The following is a 17,393-nucleotide window of genomic DNA, read 5'->3' on the forward strand; positions in this document are numbered from 1 at the left end:
TCAATCGATGGCTCCCAAAATTCTGCAAAGCAAACCAAAATTCCTTATTCTCTTATCCTCCTTTATGGTGAAATAGCCGCATCCGGTGTATGTCGCCGGGCTGCAGGGTCTGATCGACAGGAGCCGGTAGGCGTCTTGGTGATCCAATTGTCAATTGGATGATGATTGTGCATCGCCCTCCATACATCCTCGGCTCGGATGGGCATATGCAGTAAATCAGCATCGACCGCAGATTGAATCGCATTTCCAAGCGCAGGTGCAACTGAAATCATGGGATGCTCGGCAACTCCCCTGGCTCCATAAGGCCCATCGATCTGGGAGCTCTCGACTGCGATGGTCTCTATTTCCATCGGCAGATCCCTAGACGTAGGAATCTTGTTGTCAGTAAAGGAAGGATTGAGTAAGTGGCCAGCTTCATCATAAATGTACCCTTCACATACCGCTGTTCCCAATCCCTGCAACATTCCTCCGACAATCTGGCCACGCAACAACGAAGGATTGACAACTTTTCCTACATCGAAGGCTGAGGCTATCTTACGCACTGCATACTCACCGGTTACAGGATCGACCTCACAGATGATACCATGGGCACCAAAAGTCCAATCAAGGGCGGGTTTTCCTTGCCCTGTCTGCTTGTCCAGATTGGAAAGCCCCTGGGCGATATAGCTACCGACACCAATCAAGGGACCTCCTATGCTTTCCCCATCGGGATACGCGTAACCGACTGCAATCTTTTGCCAGGAAATTGAATTTTCCTCATCATGCTTGACGTAGATACGTTCACCGTCATGTGCCAGATCCTCCACACCTGCCTTCAGAATGTGGGAAGCTACTGCGTATCCCTTCCGCAGCATATCCTCACAGGCAAGGATACAGGCATTCCCTGACATAAGAAGACCCTTTGATGCAACGGTTTGCCAGTCATAGGGATCGCTTTCGGTATCCTTTTCCAACTTGACGTACACCTTATCGAGGTCGAACCCAAGTCGCTCTGCCACAATTTGTGCCAAAGCGGTTGTAGAGCCTTGTCCTATCTCCGTCAACCCTATATTTACAGTCACCGAAGCATCGCTGTTCATTTTGATGACCGCTGCGGTTGCCGTATTCGAGGGCATCGCGGGTGCCTTCTGCAACAATGCAATTCCTTTTCCGATTTTCTTTCCGGTTTCAGCTTCACGGCGCTTTTCTGCTGCAGTCAGTTTCCCATATTTAATTGATTTAGCAACTGCATCCATACAGGCAATGACGTTCCCCGTATGCGCTGTGATTTTTTCTCCGGTGAGTGTAATTGAGCCTGGTCTCAATGCATTCTTCTTCCTGAACTCCAGGGGGTCGATCCCGATGATTTTTGCAATCAGGTCCATATGCCGTTCCACCCCCCAATGAAATTCGACATGCCCGAACCCCCGGTATGCAGTTCCATAGGGTTTGTTTGTATATACGGTATAGGCATCCACCCATGCATTGGGAATCTCGTATGGCCCTGATGCACTGTACCCGGATGCTCGGGTGACATTGACCGCATAATCAGCATATGCGCCGGCATCCCAGAACATTTCCATTTTCTGCGCAAGAATCTTTCCCTCTAGAGAAACACCGGTCTTGATGCGATAGGTCAAGGCACTCCTGCATGGAAGCAGGCTGAATTCCTCTTCCCTTGTTGCTTGGAATTTCACAGGAAGTCCTCCGGCTTTTCTGGAGAGACAGGCAACCAACGGTTCCAGGTGGATACCTGCTTTTCCCCCGAACCCTCCCCCTACTGCGGGAACGATAACCCGGACCTTCCCAAGAGGCAGGGAGAAGGTATGACAAAACAGATTGCGAACGGTAAAAGGAGATTGGGCACTTGTCCAAATGGTGACGGTATCCCTGGGCCCCCATTGCACAATTGCAACATGCGTTTCCATGGGTACATGCTGGACACTTGGGTTATCGTACTCACGTTCCACGATATATGCTGACTCCTTGAACCCTTTCTCAACATCCCCTTTTCTCAATTTTGTCCAATTGGCAATATTGGTATTGGGCACGGGAGTAAATGAAGACTCCAAATATTCATAGGAACCCAAATCTGGGTGGACAAGCACAGCATCCTCTTTCATGGCATCCATATGGTTCAATACTGGTTGCATGACTTCATATTCCACCTCAATGAGGTCTACTGCCTTTCGTGCGATTTCCAAGGAAGTAGCGGCAACTGCTGCAACAGCTTCCCCGTAATGGCGTACTTCTCCTTTGGCCAAGATATTCTTGTCAACGATGTACAAGCCAATTCGATACGAAAGGTCATCCCCGGTAAGCACAGCCCTCACCCCAGGGAGTGCTTCTGCCTTTGCGGTGTCAATGTGCACTATCCTTGCGCGTGCATGCGGGCTTTTTTTCACTTGCGCATACAACATGCCTGGCAGTTTCATATCACTTACATACATAGCCTTGCCGGTCAGCTTATCGCCCACATCCTTTCTCAAAGCACTCTTTCCAACATAGGTAAGCGTCTTTGGATCATTGTTCTCGTACATAGACCAACTCCTCCTTCTCGCGATACCCACCAGTGGCATCAAGTATGGCTTCAATAATCTGCTCATATCCCGTACACCTACAGAAATTTCCTTCCAGTCCATCCTGTATCTCTTTAACGGTAGGATGCGGTGTATGGTGGATCAGTTCACGTGCACTCATGATCATACCTGCCGTGCAAAACCCACATTGGACTGCATGGTGACGGTCAAAAGCATCCTGCAATCGACTTAAGACACCATCCTGTGCTTCCCCTTCAATGGTTTCAATGGTCCCCCCATTGGCTTCAACAGCCAGCACCATGCAGGAATTGACGGTCTTTCCGTTGAAATAGACGGTGCATGCTCCACACTCTCCAGCGCCACATCCCTCCTTGGTACCCGTCAATCCCAAGTCATCGCGTAAGAAATGCAACAATGTCCTATGTTCCGCTACGTCCTTTTCGTATGCGATACCATTGACTGTTACTTGGATTTTCATGCCCGCACCTCCTGGATAAGCCGCTTGGTAAATTCCGAAACCATGAATCGTCTGTACTCCTTGGTACATCTGATATCACTGATTGGATTGATGATACGCTCAACCGCGTACAATGCATCCGGTGCCGACACATCGAGCGGCAGGTCATCCGTAATCACCGGTGTCGGTGCTGCAGAACTCACAGCAATCCGCAGGCGTCCTTCAACCATTGCTACGGCCACACCTACGATCCCGAGATCGTGTCCTTGAATCCGTTTCAATTTCCGGTAGACTCCCTTGGAATCCTTGGTATGACTAGGAATGGTGATCCCAACCACCATCTCACGTGGTTGCAAGACCGTTTGTTTCACACCAGTAAAGAATTTTTGGATAGGAATCGTTTTCCGTGTGGTGGCGGTAGCTACCAGGATACTTGCATCAAGACACAACAATGCCGGTGCCATATCCGAGCAGGGTGAAGCATTGACGATATTTCCCACAACGGTTGCCCTATTTCTCACTTGATAAGAGGCCAGATCGCATGCACATGCCTGCAACAGGGGATAGTGCTTGGCAATCTCGGTAGATGATATAATGTCGTTGATTGTAGTGGCCCAACCCAACTGCAGCCCTTTTTCAACATCATACGTAATTGCCCCCGCTCCAGCGATTCGCTTCACATCAATCACCAGATCGGGTTTTAGCAAACCGTTACGGATGTTCACTAACAGATCTGTACCACCAGCAAGAAGCTTGAAGCCTCCTTTGGTTGTGTCCAACAGTGCAAGCAAATCGTCTAGCTCTGTTGGAGCCATGTAAGAGAATTGATGAATCATGACACCTCCTTTCTCGCAACACAGAGAGTTGTCTGGACCAATCCATAGACCATCCCATATGCTGCATCCAACCCTGAACTATGGCCAACTTCGGAAAGCACCGTGAGGGCCTCCCTATACTGTCTGTTATCTGCTTCCCGCGAATCCCAAGACCGTGCCAATACAAGCAGGCTGCTGGAAAACAGCCCATCGCATGCAAGCAACAAGAACATTCTTGAAATATCGGTAGTGATGTGTTTATGGTCTTTGAGCAACATGCTCAGGAGCGTGACTAGTTCCATTGTGAACCGGTGATAGGGAGATTCCTTGTCAGGATACATGCACCAGGAGAGCAACAAACCACAGAGGAAATCATCCCCGGAGGGAGTGCTTCCCGGTCCAAACCCTACTAACGATTGTATGGATTCTATTGACTGGGAGATATCTTGCTTTCTGATATGGTGTGAGAGGTCTTCTATGGTTGCATAAAATCGAGGGGCAAACAAAGGTTCAATTTCTGTTGATCGGGTAGTATGTATATACTGAAGTGATGTGTTTTTCTTCTTTTGAAAAGAATCCAGTATTAGTTCTCTTCTCAGGAGGATGGCCTGAGGAAGGGCTGAGACGTTTGGAGCACTCTCGTCGGATGGAGGAACCCGTTTTGCTCCCAAAAATGAGACCCATAGGCCGCAATCAAAGAAAAGGCCATCCTCATGCACACAAGCCATCGATCCAACACAAATCTCTCGTGCCTTGAGGAGAAAACCCCCCTCTGGAGCGTTGAGTAGGAGTGAAGCAGGATGGAATGCATTTTCCTTCGTTACAATTGAGTGGAGCCTACCATACGAATCCCGTAGGTTTATTGTTGATGCATATGTAGAGTGCACTACCAGCATAACTTGAGGCTGAGGGAACTGAGAACCGATTTTTTCTACTATCCCCAAACAGGAGCTATGCCATTTGGTGTGCATGAAACAATGCCTCCTTGATGGCAGAGTCAACTTTTTCCTTTCCCCATAGAATATTGCGAGTAAGGATAGCAGAAGCCCTTTCGTAATCATTCTGGTGCAATGCTTCCAGCAACGCAAGATGGTCGGTACATGTTTGTTTCAACCGTGCTTGGTCAGTGATATCACTGAGTCGGACAAAGTGGATTCTCAGATCGATTTCATGAAGGAATTGTTTGATCACCTGATTCCCGGCTGCATCCGCCAAGGCTGCATGGAAATGCTCATCTGCTTGCACCGACTGTTCTGCCCCTGCTCGCAAATCAGAGAGTAACACCTCCCATTCGTTCTTTAATGTATGATATATGGTCTCATCCAAACCTTTTTCGCAAATGTCCTTGACCACGGCGAGCTCCAATACCACCCGAGTATCATATAGTTCATTGATTTCCTGGATATCAATTCTCCGTACCGAATATCCCTTGTGTTGTTCCTTTAGTACAAGTTTCTCAGAGACCAAGGCGTTTAACGCCTCGCGCACCGGAGATCTGCTTACATTGAATTCAGAGCAGATCATCTCTTCTGTCAGTCTGTAGCCAGGAGGATACGACCAGTTTATAATTCGCGTAGAAATGGTGTTGTAGATAATAGAACTGCGAGCATCGCTACTCATTCGCATCCTCCCCCATTCGATTACTCAGCCTCTTTAAACACAAAGACGTTCACCGGTTTCCCCGGTCTCTCATCCGATGAAACTACTGTGGCAACCAGAGGCATTCCCGTTACCGGGTTGTCTGTCTCCAGACGCCCCGATGCACGCAGCCCGTTGTCGAACTGAACGATGCCAAACAGTAAATATTTTTTGTTGTATCCCTCCGGTAAGTTCCACAACCGGGTCCAGGTCAACAATGTGCAGGGACCTTTCAAGGCAAAGGTTTCCCAATGCGCGTCACTCACGGGATCTCTCCTGGAATGACATTTCCCACAAATCATCGGCGCTGGATAATACAGCGTACCACATTTCTCACATTTATAGGCCATGATTTCCGGTTCCTTGAAATCGTACATGCTGAAATCAATCATCAAGTCACCTCCCTACTCTTTCGCAAATATCATTGCCACGACATTATTGCCAAACCCACCGAAGTTGACCGCCATACCATACTTTGGGTCACGAACCTGTCTGCCTTCTTCCGCTTCTCCTCGTAGTTGCCGAACCAATTCAACTGCCTGGGAGACTCCTGTCGCCCCAACCGGATGACCTTTCGATTTCAGCCCACCGGACGTATTGATCGGCAATCGTCCATCAATTTCGGTTTCCCCCTTGCGAACGGCAAGAAAACTCTTTCCCCGCTCAAAGAAACCTACTTCCTCACTGATAGCCAATTCGAGGATGGAGAACGCATCGTGCAATTCAGCAAATGAGATGTCCTTAGGAGTGAGCCCTGCCATTGCATAGGCCTTTTCCCCGGCAATACGTACAGCATCGAGCTTAAGTGGATCTTTTCGGTTGTGGACGCAATGGGTGTCGGTCGCGCTTGCAATACCTGCTATCCGAATTGGTTTCTTGGAAAAGAGTTTTGCCTTGGGAGAATCCATATTCACCAACAGGAGCGCAGCTGCACCATCACTTACCGGACAGGTGGAATACATACGCAACGGTTCGGCAACATACGTATTCACCACATTGGCTTCCGGCCCATCTGCAATAGCCTCGATGGTACACTCTGCCTGGATATGTGCATACTTGTTCTTTGCCCCGTTGGCATGGTTCTTCACTGCCAGCAGTGCAAGGTCTCTCTCTGTCAAACCGTATTTTTCCATATACATACGGGTGAACATCCCCCCAAATCCAGGGAGCGTGAGGCCCATGTCATACTCGGCTTGAGGATGAAGCATGGTCGCAACATACTCGGTACCTGTCCAGCCGGTTACCTTGCGCATGACCTCTCCTGCAATGACCAGTACAATATCTGCCATTCCTGAGGCTACAGCCATGTATCCAATCTTTATTGCACTTGCCCCGGAAGCAGGGCCATTTTCCACCAATTCGGCAGGAACAGGCTCCATATCCATCTTGCTGATTACCGATGATGCCACTGCACTTTGGTGGCAGAACAACCCGGAAGCCATATTCCCGACAATCACCTGGTCGATTTCCTTCCGCTTCTCGAGAAATCCGGCATCTTCCAAAGCATCTGTGGCGGCATACGCCATGATGTCGCCAAGATCAAATTCTGAAAGATTTCCAAATTTCGTGTGACCAATACCTACAACACCTACTTTGGCCATGGTTTACCTCTTGAATCCCGGAATCTGCGGATACTCGCTTGGCATAATGAGTTTTGCTGATGTTTTGAGATCCGCATCTAGAACCGGTCTGGTTCCCGTGCATTTCACATCACGTACTGCTTCCCATAAAGGGCGTGTAAGGACATAAGTGGGGACTCCACCCAGCTCATGCCTTACTTCTGGGAATTGGGATGATCTGTCTTCCAGTTCATATTCGATCATCCAACGCTTGAATCCATTGGGACTCTCCGCAACAATATACACCTCCTCCTCCCCAAGGATGTCAAGGTGATGTTCCATTTTTGCTGCGAACAATTGAGCTCCAACCCTAAGCCCGCGTTTGATGGTCATCGTATGCAAGCTCATGCCTAATTTGGGCGTGACATGCCTACTGGTTACAATTCCTGCAATCACCCCATTGATTGTACCCACGAGTACAAACTCATTTGCCACCCGGTATCGAAACCAACCCAGAATCTCTGAATACATACGCGCTGCAACAATGTCATAGAAGTCTGCAGGAACGCCCAAAAGAGGATAAATCGTGCCAAGCAGGGCTCCTGCTTCCTCACGTTTTGCTTCGCGCACCACCATTTTTTCGCCAGAGGCCAATGTAATCACTTTGGGTGGATACGGCTTCAAGGGAATCTCAGGGGGCCTGAGTTTTTGTTCCATAGCATCCATAGCCATATTTTGCTCCTTCAAATACCCTGTTGGTATTCCTACCTACGGGCTTCCTCGTGTAACCATGCATTTCTTGCACCGGCTATATCACCAAACCTGGTCAACTCGGCTTTCGCTTTTTTCGCCATGAGTTGCTCATACCTGTCGTCATCCACATGGGCCACAATCCTGGCAATGGAGGACTCTCCATCGACAAATCTCCAAGGATAACAGCCGATGACCGCCCTTTGGTTCAACAAGAGGTCAATATCACCTCCAACACATTCGGCATGGATGATACCATGGTCAAACATCTCGATATGCATCAGTTGATATTTGTCGTCTGAGAAAACCTCTTCCAGTTTCTTCCCATATTTCTTTTGGAAGTGGGCATCACATTCCTTGGCTTGCCTCGGCATCCAATCACGAATCTTTGTATTCATAGGATGGTCTGCACTGCCACAATCGACACCAATCCAACGAAGCTTCTTCTTTTTTGCCCATTCTGCGAACTCCCTGTCCGGTCCAGGGTGTTGAATCATATATTTGACTTCATTGCCGGTCGGCTGGTCCCAGCCATAATGATGGAAACCGGTATGGATGAGCAAAATATCTCCCTCTCGAACTTCAACACGATCCTCCACCATCTTGGAGGTATAGATGTCGTAGTCCGAGCAAACATCTGACAAATCAACGATAGCACCCTCGTGCACAAGGAAATCCATATCCAGTTGAGCAATATCTTTTCCTGGGGTATAGAAGTGAATTTCACCATCCAGATGTGTACCGACATGGTTCGAGTGTGTCACTACCTGTCCATTGGCACCGTTGGGTGCAAGACGTTTGAAATATTGCACCTGCAATGGGATGTAGGTGGGCCATGGTGGTGTTCCAATTCCCAAAGGAATAGTCAAATCAATTACTTTCATTTGTTTCCTCCTATGTAATTTCCATGGAAAGACAATCCACGGGCAGTAAGAACATCATGAAAATGCTTCAGCACAGGCCAATAACGCATCGCGGAAACAGTTCTCCGGGGGTTTTACCAAACCTGCACCAACCATACCAACGCCAGGTTTCTTGTGGGCAATGCCAGTATTGATGACAGGAAGCACCCCACTCTCAACAACCAGGCGGACATCAATACCGGTGGGGGTTCCTCTGAAGTCCAAAGCAGGAATCTTGTAATGGCTGTGTTCAGCCAGTGTTATTCCGTACATCCGCTTTGTGAAGGCTATCGCATCAGCTGGGGTTCCTCCGACGAATTTAACTATTGCAGGAGCAGCAGCCATGGCAAATCCACCGATTCCAGAGGTCTCTGTTATGACCGAATCGCCAATATCGGGAGCACTGTCCTCAGCGGAAAATCCGGGAAGATACAACCCATCCACCATCCCCGCAGGACCGGTAAACCAACGGCCTGGCAATCCAGAGATTTGGATACCAAATTCAGTACCATTGCGAGCCATGGCAGTTATCATCGTACTTCCAGGAATACCCACAGCTGGATCAAGTGCACTTTTTGCAGCGGGCATCGACAAGTTTAGGAAGAAATGGTCATTGCCATGCATAAAAGTGAGTATTCTTGCTATGGCTTCAGGATCTTCATCCAGTAGCACGAGATCAGAGGCAAGTTCTCGAATCATCAGTGATGTCCCAGCCCTGTTCCTATTATGGCATTCATCCCCCATCTGTAATGCTTGTACAATGATTCCACGCAAATCAATTGCCCCATGTCTCTGTATTGCTTTGTGCAAAATAGGGGCCAACTCACTTGCCATCCAATGCAAACGACTAAGGACCTCCTCGGAAAATGCCCCATAGCGCAACACTTTTCCCAGTCCTTCATTCAGGGTAGCAAATGCGTAGTTTCCAAATATTTCATTCTTGATGATCCAGACCGGCATACTTGCAGTCATGATACCAGCCATGGGCCCAACACAGGCATGATGGTGGCATGGCTCAAATTGTATCTTCCCGGAAGCTGCAAGCTGTTCTGCCTCCTCTGGATTGTGAGCCTTGCCCTCATACATAAGTGCACCGATGACAGCTCCACGCATAGGACCACACATACGGCTCCAGCTAACAGGAGGCCCCGCATGCAACACCAGATTATCATGCATGCCGGGAACTACATCCCGAGCAATACCAATCCCCTCAAGCATGGGTTTCCCCTGCATGAGACGTTCCACAGCCTTTCGATTTGCTTCTTCAACATCGATTGTGGTCATTCCAGAGAGCATTTCCAGTGCTCTGATGGCTTGTACATCCCCACCAGCAGGTGGTCTCCAATCGAGATGGACTGAGTTCTCCAAATTCTGGGAGAACGCCTCCAGTCCAAGATTTACAGCAATCGGACCGTCTTCAAACAATGCAAGGATCTTCTCGGTATCAGGGATGGTGGGTGAAGACAAGGGGTGAGTATTCGATGGTATAGGTTGCACATCCCTGGGGTTCAATTTCTGACTCTCCGGCAGTTCAAAACCCTGTTTCTTTGCAAGCATGCGAAGCGCCAACATGGCAGCCTGATAGTTTGAAGGCATGACAATGATGCCCGCCTCCTCGAGAATGGCTCTTTGCCTCTCGTAGTGCTGCGGGTCTTTTTCTGTTCCGGTAACCGAAGCAATGACAGAGAGATACCCACCCCGTTTCTTGGCTTCTTCCTTGGCACGAACCAGCGAGGAGACCATTGCTCCAGCCGGATTGTCATGTGAACCATAGCCAAGGACACAATCCACCAATACAACTGCGATACTCCCATCGGAAATTTCAGCTTCTATACGTTCTGTTCTAGTACTTGGATCAATCATGGGATGAGGGCGACCAACGGTAAAAACATCATCCCCCAGATCAATGATTGTGTGTTGTACCGAGATATGGGGGTCAGGTGGGATGAAGTTCGGATCCGTCTGGTTGTTCGACCAGATACCTCCCATCGGCCCATGCAAAGCTAACCAGGTTTCATCTGCCAGAGTACCTCCTGTGTAGTATCCTCTGAGAAACTGCTGATCAGGACGCATCCCCTTCAATTCCCGTTCCACGATTGCATCGATACTTTTATGATCCAAATCAAAAGGCCAGGCATCATGATACTCCTTTGGTGCTACAGGACTTCCAGCCAATGTACTTGCCAGCCTTGCAGTCTCCTCCAGATTGTGTGCCCACCTGATACGCTCAGGAAGCATGAATTCTGCCTCGTCAGATCCTATGAAATGAACCACTGCTGGTTTCCCACTCTCATGCAATGCCATGATTACATCATCGATGACTTCCTTTGCTGGGGGCTTTGAAATGACCACAATTACGCTTGTTTCCTTGTCTTTCCCCAGAGCAGCTATCCCCATTCGCATGGTCAGGCCAGCGACGGATGGGTTTTTCAAATCACGTCCCCCTGTACCAATGGCGTGGCTTACCCCTGACCCGTACCGATCGAGCAAGCTCGAGACTTCCTGCAATCCTGTACCTGATGCGGCAACAATGCCAACAGGTCCCTGCGCAACCACATTGGCAAAACAGAGCGGTTTGCCGGCAATTATCGCGGTACCGCAATCCGGTCCCATAAGGAGGAGCCCTTTTTCCCATGCCATTTTCTTAAGGGCAATTTCATCTTCTAGTGAAACGTTGTCGGAGAACAACATGACATGGAGGTTGTTTTTCAGTGCTTTTCTCGCTTCATATGCCGCATATTGGCCAGGCAGTGAAATGATGGCAATATTACGGTCGGGATACTGCTGGCATGCCGCTTGTATGGTTTTGGGTTGTTCAACGGTTTTGTCTGCTGCATCCGGAGCTGCTTTCCTTTCCAGAAGTGAAAAAGCATAAGACTCCATTGCATCAAGATCATCCTCATCTGTGCAATCCAAAGCTATCAGGAGGTCCATCGGCGTTGCACTGGAGAGTTCCTTTTCTGAAAACCCCTGATCGATGAGGAGCTCTACATTCACGGCAGTACCCATGGCAACTGTCGCTGTTTCTATTTCGGGTCTTTCCTGTAATTCTTTGCTCATGAGCATGAGGAATACAGAGTCGACATACACATCTTTTCGTATAACCACCCTTTTCATATTGGATTGCCTCCGAATGAATGTTCTGTCCTTTTTTCTACAGTCATAATTATATACAACATTGTATACATGTCAATGAATATATGTATCCACAATGAATTATTTTTATACTTACCTGACTTTTTCTCTCTAGGATACCTTTGCTTTCCTGAAGGATCTTAGCCATTCTTCTTGGAGGAAAAAACAGGCCTCCAAGGAAGTTTCCATCGATACAACTTGCTTTAAATTTCGTACCTAACGGAGGATTAATGCACCATATTTATATATGTTTTTGTCGTTTACTTGCAGTAATGTTAAAACCATGTTATAATATGTTTATTCAGAAAAAAGAATAATTGCCTATTGATTGAAGCAATCATTCGACCACAGACCTTCTGTGTGCCAAGGGGATTCTTTGCCTTTGGAGATACCACCGGAAGAAAACCGTACAGGAAAAACCCATGCAATTTACAGATTCAGAACAGCAGATAGTAGACCGTTTCGATACAGATGTCAGCAGAGAACGCTGGCGCGACTGGAAGTGGCAGCTGAAGCATTGCATCAAGGACGTTGCAACGTTTGAGAAACTGCTTGACTACACGTTCCCTGAAGCGAAACGGAAGGACATTGAGGCAACCATTGCCAAATTCCCAATGGCCATCACACCCTACTACCTCTCACTCATTGACACTGATAATGTAGAAAATGATCCCATTTTCAAGCAGTCGTTCCCAGATGTACGGGAATTGAATATTGCTGAGTACGATATGGAAGATCCCTTGCATGAGGATGCAGACAGCCCTGTAACTGGCATCACCCACCGCTATCCGGACCGTGTGCTCTTCTTGATCAGCAACACGTGTGCAATGTATTGCCGTCACTGTACCAGGAAGCGCAAGGTCGGGGATGTGGACAATATTCCTAACCGTGAACAGATCAAGGCAGGCCTTGATTATATCAGGGACACCCCGCAGGTTCGCGATGTCCTGCTCAGTGGTGGAGATCCCTTCATGCTCCCAGACGCATATCTCGAATGGATTCTCTCAGAGCTGAGGGCAATACCCCATGTGGAAATCATTAGGATCGGAACAAGAATTCCTGTGGTACTCCCCTACCGGGTGGACGAGAAACTGGTGAATATGCTGAAGAAGTATCATCCACTGTGGATCAACACCCAGTTCAACCACCCTCGCGAGCTTACCAAATCCTCGCGCAAGGCAGTGGAAATGCTCGCTGACGCAGGAATCCCCATGGGCAACCAATCCGTCCTGCTCAATGATGTGAATGACTGTCCCCGTATCATGAAGAAACTTGTTCAGAAACTGACCTATAGCAGAGTACGTCCCTACTACCTCTACCAGTGTGACCTCTCCGAAGGGCTCACCCACTTCAGGACCTCAGTTGGCAAGGGTATAGAGATCATGGAAAGCCTTAGAGGCCATACCAGTGGCTTCTGTGTTCCCACCTATGTGATAGATGCCCCAGGCGGCGGTGGAAAGATTCCCATCATGCCCAACTATATTCTCTCCTGGTCCACAAACAAGGTGATTCTCCGCAACTTCGAGGGTGTTATCACCACCTACAGGGAACCGGACAGCTACACATCCGTGATGTGCGATCGTAATTGTGAGAAATGCACACTTGAGTTGAAACTGAATGACTCTGATGAGTTCAAGGCTCATGGTATTGAGAAACTTTTGGCTGACTATGACGATAGCTACTCCTTGACGCCAGAGGGTCATGTAAATATAAGCGAGGCGTATGCCGAGGCAAATGCAGCCAGGAGCGCTAAGCATGGTTGATACAAACGATACAATGGTGCGCTTGGATGGAGCGATTGTCCAGCATGGCAGAAGCAATGACCGGGTTTACTTGATGGACATTGGTTCTGCTGATGCTTCTCTTCTCGTTCCCAAATTGTTGGATTTGGCGAACGAGAGAGGCTATGGGAAGATCTTTACCAAGATTCCCCGTTCAGTTTCCGCTCCCTTTCTGGAAGCTGGGTTCCTGGTTGAGGCAACTGCAGGCAAGCTGTTCCATGGGCAGGAGGAAGGTCTCTTCTTGGGAAAGTTTCTCGATGAGAAACGCCAGGATGAGGTTCTAGCCTCTGAGTATGAAAGAGTTCAGAGGTTGGCTTTTTCGACAAACCATGCAATGGCAAGACAGGAAGACACTGTTCGTTTGTGTTCGAAGCAAGATGCTGCATCAATGGCAAAACTCTATGCCAAGGTGTTTGACTCCTACCCCTTCCCCATCGACGACCCTTCATTCATCATGAAGACCATGGACGAAGGCACGGTCTATGCGGGAATCGAAGAGGATGGTGCGTTGGTTGCGCTGGCTTCAGGTGAGTGCAGTTTCAAGGAAGATACACGCTATTCTGAAATGACGGATTTTGCGACCTTGCCCGAGAAAAGAGGGAATGGATATGCTCTCCTACTCCTTGCCTTTCTGGAAGAGGAGCTCAAAAAAAGAGGCATCCTCACCGCCTATACCATAGCGAGGGCAATCTCACCTGGGATGAACATCACCTTTGCCAAGGCTGGCTACGCCTATGGTGGCAGATTACACAACAATACCAACATTGCAGGTAATATCGAGAGTATGAATGTGTGGTATAAAAGCTTGGTTTGATTATGTTCAGCATGGGTGCCGCCTACTTGCCAAACAATATTTTCTAGCATCAATGCCGGGGGAGAACAACAGTATTCCCGGGTTGCTGGTGAGCCTGGTGATTTTCAGCAAAGCATTTCCTCCAAAGAGTGAGTCATTCGACCTGCTTTATGAAGAGGATTGACGAACTAGTACAAGCGAGTTATGGAAGAAGCCGTCGTGAATACGACGGCTTCTCTTACTGGTAATGAAAGGTATCAATACCCCAGGGCAAGCCCTGGACTCAGGAGGCGTTGCCTCCTTTTCCGCCCCAAGGGACGGGGTATCTCACCTTGCTTTCCCGGCACTCGCTCCAGAGAGGAACCTTCCTGCTGATTCCTTTCCTCTCGCTCCGCTGGGGAATCAATTGTATTTCTACAGATTATGCCAGTACTCCTTGGGAACTGGATTGGCACCCTCCCAGATAATCTGGCGGAAGTGAATGGGATCGGTATTCCCTTCTGTGTTAATGAAGAGCACCTGGCTCTCCTTATCCAAGCCCAGTGCTTCCTTCAACTCCTTGAGACCAGGATACTGCATGATGGAGGCAAATGCCCCAAGAGTTACTGCCCCACTCTCCCCACTGATGATGAGGGGGTCGCCATTGAGCGGGGTTGCATACATTCTCATACCCTTTGCAGCAATATAGTCGGGCACCTTGATGAAGGCATCAGCATCCTCGTTGAGGATTTCCCATGCGAGGGGGCTCGGGTCTCCGCAAGCAAGGCCGGCCATGATGGTATCGAGGGATCCTCCAACAGAGTGAGGCTTCCCATCTCCAGCCAAGGCACTCTCATAGATACAGGAAGCCTTATCCGGCTCGACAACGATGCATTTCGGGGCATCCTGGCCAAAGAGCGCATGATAGAACCCGATCACTGAGGCTGCCAAGGCACCAACACCAGCCTGGATGAAAAGATGGGTCGGCTTCACAATGCCAACCCCGGAGAACTGCTCCTGGGTTTCTGCCAGCAAAGTAAGGTATCCTTGCATAATCCATGTGGGAATCTCGGTGTAGTTGTCCCAGCTGGTGTCACTGATGATGATCCAACCATGCTTCTCTGCATCAGCAGCAACCTGACGAACAGCGTCATCGTAGTTTCCATCCACGATTACTACCTTTGCTCCATTGCTCTTGATTGCATCGATACGACGAACACTGGTTTCAGAGTGAACATAGATGACACATTTGAAGCCCAGGCGTTTTGCCGCCCAAGCGATACCTCTTCCATGATTACCGTCAGTGGCACTGGCGAAGGTAAGATCACCAACCTTGTCCTTGACTTCCTGACTGGCAAGGTACTCAAAGGAGGTGTCAGAACCGGAAAGACCAAGCAGTTTCTGGAGATATCGGTACAGGGCAAATGAACCACCCAATACTTTGAAGCTGTTCAACTGCAAACGGCTGGACTCATCCTTGGTCCAGATTCCGCCTACACCGAACATCGCCGCCAGATTGGGCAAGCCTTGAAGGGGGCTCATCCTATAGCCAGGGATCTGCCTGTGGAATCGTCGGGAGCACTGGGCTTGTTTCATGGAAAAGAGTTCCTCAGCAAGCTTTGTATTCTTCTGGTGGGGCTCACGAACTATGTACGATATTTCCTGATGTGTACCGGTCATATCATCCTCCAATATGGTAATTACTTATATACTTCAATTATTCTAATTAAACTACTAATATCAGCAATTATTCAAGTACTCATTGCTTATATGACCAATTAATCCTAAATAGATTAAGTTCATGATTGTTTCATCATTGCATCCGTGACAAACCATCCTTACAGGTACTTTCCTCTGGAAGGTTTTGGTCGCATGGTATGCTGAATACATCATACGGACATTGTAGGGACAGCTTAGCTGGTTCCACAAGGGTTAGACCCTACTCTTTTATGTGATACGTCTCATCTGTAAGCGAGTACACAAGGTTTCCTTCAGTTGCTTTTTCACTGAGTATCACTTCCTTGTCATTCGTAAAGAACACAGCACTGACTCCCTCAAGACTGTTGATCAAATCCAAACCTTTCTCATACCCCAACGCATACACGCTGGTGGAAAGGGCATCTGCAAGGAATGAACTTTGGGTGATGATACTTACGCTGGTAAAATCACTCTCCACTGGGAATCCGGTTTTGGTGTCCAGGATGTGGTGGTAGGTCTTCCCATCAAGTTCCAGGAATCGTTCATAGGGCCCACTGGTGACCAAAGAAGTATCATCCAGCTCCACAATCATCACGTAGGCACCTCTTCCTTCATCTGGATCCTGAATCCCGATTTTCCAGAGGGATCCATCAGGCTTCCTTCCCAGCGTCAGGACATTTCCCCCAAGATTAACAATGGCTTGTTCAACCCCATGGTCCAGGAGTATCTGCTTCACCTCGTCAGCAGCATATCCTTTGGCAATACCGCCTAGGTCCAAGGCCATGCCCTTTATGGGTAGATAGACCTCCCGCTTCTCTCGATTAAGGTGGACCTTGGTGTAGTCAACCAAGGGGAGCAAGGAGGCAATCTCTTCATCAGGTGGGCGTCTTGCATTCTCTCCTCCAATATCCCAGGCTTGCACCAGTGGGGCGATGGTGGGGTCGAAGGCTCCCCCACTCAGGCGTGCTATTTCCAAAGCTTTTTCAATTACTGCAAAGGTATCGGGGGAGACTTTCACTGATTCCTTTCCTGCATTGGCGTTCACCAAAGCAATCTCACTGGAGTTTGTATGGAGGCTCATATGGTCCTCTATCTCCCTGATCCGTGCAAAGGCAGTAGAGAATGCTTCCTCGCTTGGGTGATCATATATGGTGATTTTACATACGGTTCCAAGCATGAGGAAACTCTGTGACTCTGGTTCGGATGCAGTTCTGTCGCAAGAGACAAGCAGCAATACGATCCCTATAAGCACTATTGAGAGCAACGGTGTTCGGTGTTTCATATACAGCTAGGCATTATGGTAAAAACAACAGGAAGTTTCAACGCCTAAACACAACAACCAACAGATCGTTGTATGCAGACCAGAC

15 protein-coding genes are annotated in these 17,393 nt (G+C 48.6%); 3 read left to right on the top strand and 12 right to left on the bottom strand.

Annotated features, from left to right (window positions below; genetic code table 11):
- Positions 1-62 precede the first annotated feature (62 nt).
- From DYP60_RS07160 to DYP60_RS07205, 10 genes are read right to left on the bottom strand one after another with little or no spacing between them, the layout of a single operon-like run.
- On the bottom strand, positions 63-2,519 hold the full coding sequence (locus tag DYP60_RS07160; RefSeq protein ID WP_117330230.1) for a xanthine dehydrogenase family protein molybdopterin-binding subunit: 2,457 nt from the start codon (positions 2,517-2,519) through the stop codon (positions 63-65).
- On the bottom strand, positions 2,503-2,997 hold the full coding sequence (locus tag DYP60_RS07165) for a (2Fe-2S)-binding protein (protein ID WP_117330232.1): 495 nt from the start codon (positions 2,995-2,997) through the stop codon (positions 2,503-2,505). Before DYP60_RS07165 ends, DYP60_RS07160 begins: the two co-directional genes overlap by 17 nt.
- On the bottom strand, positions 2,994-3,812 hold the full coding sequence (locus DYP60_RS07170; protein WP_117330234.1) for an FAD binding domain-containing protein: 819 nt from the start codon (positions 3,810-3,812) through the stop codon (positions 2,994-2,996). The genes DYP60_RS07165 and DYP60_RS07170 overlap by 4 nt, the downstream gene beginning before the upstream one ends.
- Positions 3,809-4,762, bottom strand: coding sequence for an oxamate carbamoyltransferase subunit AllH family protein (locus DYP60_RS07175; protein ID WP_165849530.1), 954 nt, complete (start codon positions 4,760-4,762; stop codon positions 3,809-3,811). Before DYP60_RS07175 ends, DYP60_RS07170 begins: the two co-directional genes overlap by 4 nt.
- Positions 4,743-5,411 carry a GntR family transcriptional regulator gene (locus DYP60_RS07180; RefSeq protein WP_117330237.1) on the bottom strand — a complete coding sequence of 223 codons (669 nt, stop codon included), beginning with the start codon at positions 5,409-5,411 and terminating at the stop codon, positions 4,743-4,745. The genes DYP60_RS07175 and DYP60_RS07180 overlap by 20 nt, the downstream gene beginning before the upstream one ends.
- A 20-nt stretch (positions 5,412-5,431) precedes the next feature.
- The gene (locus DYP60_RS07185) at positions 5,432-5,821 is read right to left on the bottom strand and encodes a Zn-ribbon domain-containing OB-fold protein (protein WP_117330239.1); all 390 of its coding nucleotides are present in this window, start codon (positions 5,819-5,821) and stop codon (positions 5,432-5,434) included.
- 12 nt (positions 5,822-5,833) lie between these two features.
- Positions 5,834-7,030, bottom strand: coding sequence for a thiolase C-terminal domain-containing protein (locus DYP60_RS07190; RefSeq protein WP_117330241.1), 1,197 nt, complete (start codon positions 7,028-7,030; stop codon positions 5,834-5,836).
- A 3-nt stretch (positions 7,031-7,033) separates the two neighbouring features.
- Positions 7,034-7,720 carry a hypothetical protein gene (locus DYP60_RS07195; protein ID WP_117330243.1) on the bottom strand — a complete coding sequence of 229 codons (687 nt, stop codon included), beginning with the start codon at positions 7,718-7,720 and terminating at the stop codon, positions 7,034-7,036.
- Between the two features lie 32 nt (positions 7,721-7,752).
- Positions 7,753-8,622 carry a cyclase family protein gene (locus DYP60_RS07200; RefSeq protein WP_117330245.1) on the bottom strand — a complete coding sequence of 290 codons (870 nt, stop codon included), beginning with the start codon at positions 8,620-8,622 and terminating at the stop codon, positions 7,753-7,755.
- A 54-nt stretch (positions 8,623-8,676) separates the two neighbouring features.
- The gene (locus DYP60_RS07205) at positions 8,677-11,757 is read right to left on the bottom strand and encodes a bifunctional FdrA/YlbE family protein (RefSeq protein ID WP_117330247.1); all 3,081 of its coding nucleotides are present in this window, start codon (positions 11,755-11,757) and stop codon (positions 8,677-8,679) included.
- Between the two features lie 440 nt (positions 11,758-12,197).
- Between DYP60_RS07205 and kamA the strand changes: the two genes are divergently transcribed.
- From kamA to DYP60_RS13975, 3 genes are all read left to right on the top strand, one after another.
- Positions 12,198-13,538 carry a lysine 2,3-aminomutase gene (gene kamA, locus DYP60_RS07210; RefSeq protein ID WP_117330249.1) on the top strand — a complete coding sequence of 447 codons (1,341 nt, stop codon included), beginning with the start codon at positions 12,198-12,200 and terminating at the stop codon, positions 13,536-13,538.
- Positions 13,531-14,370, top strand: a complete 840-nt coding sequence (gene ablB, locus DYP60_RS07215) for a putative beta-lysine N-acetyltransferase (RefSeq protein ID WP_202384411.1) — start codon at positions 13,531-13,533, stop codon at positions 14,368-14,370. The genes kamA and ablB overlap by 8 nt, the downstream gene beginning before the upstream one ends.
- 226 nt (positions 14,371-14,596) lie before the next feature.
- Complete coding sequence (locus DYP60_RS13975; RefSeq protein ID WP_133299309.1) at positions 14,597-14,830, top strand: hypothetical protein; 234 nt, start codon at positions 14,597-14,599, stop codon at positions 14,828-14,830.
- On the opposite strand, the gene DYP60_RS07220 is transcribed toward DYP60_RS13975, so the two are convergent.
- Complete coding sequence (locus DYP60_RS07220; RefSeq protein WP_117330251.1) at positions 14,764-16,008, bottom strand: diaminopropionate ammonia-lyase; 1,245 nt, start codon at positions 16,006-16,008, stop codon at positions 14,764-14,766. The two genes, DYP60_RS13975 and DYP60_RS07220, sit on opposite strands and share 67 nt — an antisense overlap.
- Before the next feature lie 259 nt (positions 16,009-16,267).
- Positions 16,268-17,308 (bottom strand): FAD:protein FMN transferase, encoded by a 1,041-nt coding sequence (locus tag DYP60_RS07225; RefSeq protein WP_117330253.1) that lies wholly within the window; start codon positions 17,306-17,308, stop codon positions 16,268-16,270.
- Positions 17,309-17,393 lie beyond the last annotated feature (85 nt).

Origin of the sequence: Sphaerochaeta halotolerans (assembly GCF_003429665.1) — a bacterium.
In the GTDB taxonomy this organism is placed as follows: Bacteria; Spirochaetota; Spirochaetia; order Sphaerochaetales; family Sphaerochaetaceae; genus Sphaerochaeta; species Sphaerochaeta halotolerans.

Excerpts from the sequence above, each read along its gene's own strand:
- kamA (WP_117330249.1), top strand. The coding sequence starts at position 12,198 with ATGCAATTTACAGATTCAGAACAGCAGATAGTAGACCGTTTCGATACA.
- DYP60_RS07185 (WP_117330239.1), bottom strand. The coding sequence starts at position 5,821 with ATGATTGATTTCAGCATGTACGATTTCAAGGAACCGGAAATCATGGCC.
- DYP60_RS13975 (WP_133299309.1), top strand. The coding sequence starts at position 14,597 with ATGAAAGGTATCAATACCCCAGGGCAAGCCCTGGACTCAGGAGGCGTT.
- DYP60_RS07195 (WP_117330243.1), bottom strand. The coding sequence starts at position 7,720 with ATGGCTATGGATGCTATGGAACAAAAACTCAGGCCCCCTGAGATTCCC.
- ablB (WP_202384411.1), top strand. The coding sequence starts at position 13,531 with ATGGTTGATACAAACGATACAATGGTGCGCTTGGATGGAGCGATTGTC.
- DYP60_RS07175 (WP_165849530.1), bottom strand. The coding sequence starts at position 4,762 with ATGCACACCAAATGGCATAGCTCCTGTTTGGGGATAGTAGAAAAAATC.
- DYP60_RS07165 (WP_117330232.1), bottom strand. The coding sequence starts at position 2,997 with ATGAAAATCCAAGTAACAGTCAATGGTATCGCATACGAAAAGGACGTA.
- DYP60_RS07170 (WP_117330234.1), bottom strand. The coding sequence starts at position 3,812 with ATGATTCATCAATTCTCTTACATGGCTCCAACAGAGCTAGACGATTTG.
- DYP60_RS07200 (WP_117330245.1), bottom strand. The coding sequence starts at position 8,622 with ATGAAAGTAATTGATTTGACTATTCCTTTGGGAATTGGAACACCACCA.
- DYP60_RS07190 (WP_117330241.1), bottom strand. The coding sequence starts at position 7,030 with ATGGCCAAAGTAGGTGTTGTAGGTATTGGTCACACGAAATTTGGAAAT.
- DYP60_RS07160 (WP_117330230.1), bottom strand. The coding sequence starts at position 2,519 with ATGTACGAGAACAATGATCCAAAGACGCTTACCTATGTTGGAAAGAGT.
- DYP60_RS07225 (WP_117330253.1), bottom strand. The coding sequence starts at position 17,308 with ATGAAACACCGAACACCGTTGCTCTCAATAGTGCTTATAGGGATCGTA.
- DYP60_RS07220 (WP_117330251.1), bottom strand. The coding sequence starts at position 16,008 with ATGACCGGTACACATCAGGAAATATCGTACATAGTTCGTGAGCCCCAC.
- DYP60_RS07205 (WP_117330247.1), bottom strand. The coding sequence starts at position 11,757 with ATGAAAAGGGTGGTTATACGAAAAGATGTGTATGTCGACTCTGTATTC.
- DYP60_RS07180 (WP_117330237.1), bottom strand. The coding sequence starts at position 5,411 with ATGAGTAGCGATGCTCGCAGTTCTATTATCTACAACACCATTTCTACG.